At 40.0% G+C, this 2,930-nt stretch carries 3 protein-coding genes and 1 pseudogene; all 4 read left to right on the forward strand.

All coding sequences use genetic code 11. The annotated features are described in order from the left end of the window. Positions 1–108: 108 nt before the first annotated feature. The gene (locus AC075J_RS18410; protein ID WP_008703815.1) at positions 109–612 is read left to right on the forward strand and encodes a hypothetical protein; all 504 of its coding nucleotides are present in this window, start codon (positions 109–111) and stop codon (positions 610–612) included. 43 nt (positions 613–655) lie between these two features. Beyond that, a complete protein-coding gene (locus tag AC075J_RS18415) occupies positions 656–1,696 on the forward strand; it encodes a D-alanyl-D-alanine carboxypeptidase family protein (RefSeq protein WP_242859441.1) in 1,041 nt (346 codons plus the stop codon). Next, positions 1,612–2,427 carry a recombinase family protein gene (locus AC075J_RS18420; protein WP_242832812.1) on the forward strand — a complete coding sequence of 272 codons (816 nt, stop codon included), beginning with the start codon at positions 1,612–1,614 and terminating at the stop codon, positions 2,425–2,427. Before AC075J_RS18415 ends, AC075J_RS18420 begins: the two co-directional genes overlap by 85 nt. A 120-nt stretch (positions 2,428–2,547) precedes the next feature. Next, positions 2,548–2,715, forward strand: a pseudogene (locus tag AC075J_RS18425) (tyrosine-type recombinase/integrase); the annotation flags it as partial. Positions 2,716–2,930: the final 215 nt, after the last annotated feature.

The following is a 2,930-nucleotide window of genomic DNA, read 5'->3' on the forward strand; positions in this document are numbered from 1 at the left end:
TCTGTGCTTACAGCATTATTGGGCGGATTATTACCAGCATTGAAAGCAGCAAAATTAGAGCCTGCATTGGCTCTTAGATAATAAAACTCAATTCAAGGAGGAAACAAAATGAAACGAACAATCTCAAAATCCGAAAGACCGTACAGACTGTTATTGTGTGTTATGATTTCTTTGCTGGTGATTATGCTGGCAGGCTGCTCCACTTCTTCGGACTCCGACACAAACACAAGAGGTTTCACGGACTTTGCTACCATTGAAGAAGAATACCTAACGACCATTGAGAGTTTGAATTGGCCGGAGGGCTTTACGCCGCCTGATGCTTTGGAAGGCGAAGATACGGGAGCGTCTTTTCAGATAGGATATGGCGATACAAGAGCATCTAACCTTTGGGAATATTCTTGGATGCAGGAATGGCTTGATACTTACAATACGAATTCGGAAAGGGCGGCAAAAGCCTTAGCTGAACTCGAAAAAGCCTTTGATATGCCTTATATGGGAACAGATCGCTGTGATGACGCCACACGCAAATATCTTCGTGATAATATTGATAAAGCTAAGTTGGGAGATCCGTCTGGATTTACAGAGTGTATTCAGGCAAATTATGCCGATTAAAAATGGCACATAGGAGTTTTGGTGTTGGGAGGTGAGCACATATATGCAGAGAAAACGCCGTAAGAAAAAACGATTTGGAGTATTTTTGTTTTTGCTTGTAGTTTGTATCGGCATAGGTATAATGTTTGTGCCGTGGGCAATGCAGCCGGAAAATTTCAGAGAGGTAAAGAATAAAATAAATGGTTTTCTCTACAAAGAAGATTTTCCTGACTCTTATAATGCAAAATCGCTGATTTTGGTGGATTGTTCTGATGATGAAATATTTGTTTCAAAAAACGAGAACGAGCCACAAATTCCTGCAAGTTTAGCCAAGCTGTTTGTTATTGAGTATGCGTCAACTTTAGCAGACCTTGATAGTATCGTTGTTGCAGACTATGGTGCTATTTCACTCACGAAACCTGGCTCGTCTGTTGCTCAAATCAAGGAAAAAGAATACTTTTTACACAATCTATTTGCGGCAATGTTAGTACCGTCAGGGAATGACGCAGCTTATGTGGTTGCTGATTATTGTGGAGGATTACTTTCGCCGCAAGCAGAAAGCTGTCAAGAGCGTGTGAGGATTTTCATGGAGAACTTAAACCTGCATTTGCAACAGCAGGGGTACTTAGACACAGTTTTATATGATCCGAGTGGTTTTGATATGGAGGCACTTACCATCACTTTAGATTTGAAAGAAGTAGTATATCGGTTGTTGGAATACTCGTGGTTTAGAGAAATTGTATCTCAAAACACTTATACGGCAACACTGCCTGATGGCAGTACACAAATATGGCAGAATACAAACGCCTTCCTTGATCCGACATCCGAATATTACAACGAAAATGTATGCGGAATTAAGACTGGCTCTCTGTCTGACGACTATAACTTGATTGTGCTTTATCAGCAGCACAGGCGATTGCTACTTGTGATGAGCAGAAATTATCAAGAGGGGATCAGGTGCAGTTCCAGAGGTTTGACACGATCAAAAAGAAACACTGGAGCCCTACGACAGTATCGGCAATCGTCCGGGATGAGATTTATATTGGAACCAGAATCTGGGGCAAAACACGTTGCAGTATGCATACGGGCCATAAAGCAGTTCTGAATGATGAAACAGAATGGGTTCGCCTGGAAAATCATCATACGGCAATTATAGACAGGGAATTGTTTGAAAAAGCAAATGAAATGCATCCGAAAAAGAAGAGAAGTGTTGCAGAATCACGCACCAATTTTACTCTGGAAAGACGTAAAAAACAGCCGGCCTTGCTGATATGTGCCAACTGTGGGCATTCTCTGTTAAAAGAAACAGAGCATCTGCTGAAATGTTCAGATGCCAGAACCAATGGTGATCCTGTGTGCCGAAGTCTGGTGATTCGTAGGGAACCGATGGAGGAGAATATCCTTGGGCTTGTCCGTCAGTATGCAGCGTCAATGTTGAAAAAAGGAAAGAAAGTATCTTCCAAAAGACAATGTGAATACAAAGAGATCAATACTACAGAATTGCAAAAACAGAGCCGACAGTTGACCTCGGAAAAGATGAAACTCTATGATGATTACAAAGATGGTCGTATAGATCGTGATTCGTATAAGCAGAGAGCTGAAAAGATAAGTGTACAGCTGGATGAAATAAAACGAAAGATAGAAGATGCGAAGAATAGTAAAAAGCTTCTTGAACAAAATGAACTTTCTGATAAAATAAAACTAAAAGATTTCTTGGGAATTCAGAAGTTCGATACAGAGAAGCTGCGTGAGGTTATCAAGGTGATCCGTGTTCATAGTCAGGATGAAATTGAAATCGAATGGAATTTTGACGATATTTTTTCAGAACAGAGATAACTTGAGCAGGACAAGAATGACTTATCAAAAGATAATAAAGGTGCTGGGACTACCTATGGAAGCGTCAGATAGTCTTCGGCAGAAAAAAATAAAATTTTTTTTGTCCTATACTTGACACATCCACATGTCATGCGTCATACATTCTGCACAAGGTTAGCCAACGCAGGAATGAACCCAAAAGCACTGCAATATGTCATGGGACATTCCAATATCACAATCACATTGAACCTCTACACTCACGCTTCACTTGAAACGGTAAAATCAGAATTACAGCGATTTGTAGCTTAGTAGTAAAAGGCTGGATTACTACCGATTTACTACTTTTGAAAGCAGAATGAAGCGGAAATATGCGGAGTTAAGTATGGTATCGACCTATTGAAAAGTGAAAAAAAGTCCGTAAATACGGGATATTCCAGCATTCGCGGACTTATGGATAGATAAAGAAAAAAGATTTAGATAAATAGAATCTAAAATTAATAATGTAGAGGCAATAAAGGTGAAAA

Source organism: Blautia sp. ZXY-1-C6, assembly GCF_056339875.1.

Excerpts from the sequence above, each read along its gene's own strand:
- AC075J_RS18415 (WP_242859441.1), top strand. The coding sequence starts at position 656 with ATGCAGAGAAAACGCCGTAAGAAAAAACGATTTGGAGTATTTTTGTTT.
- AC075J_RS18410 (WP_008703815.1), top strand. The coding sequence starts at position 109 with ATGAAACGAACAATCTCAAAATCCGAAAGACCGTACAGACTGTTATTG.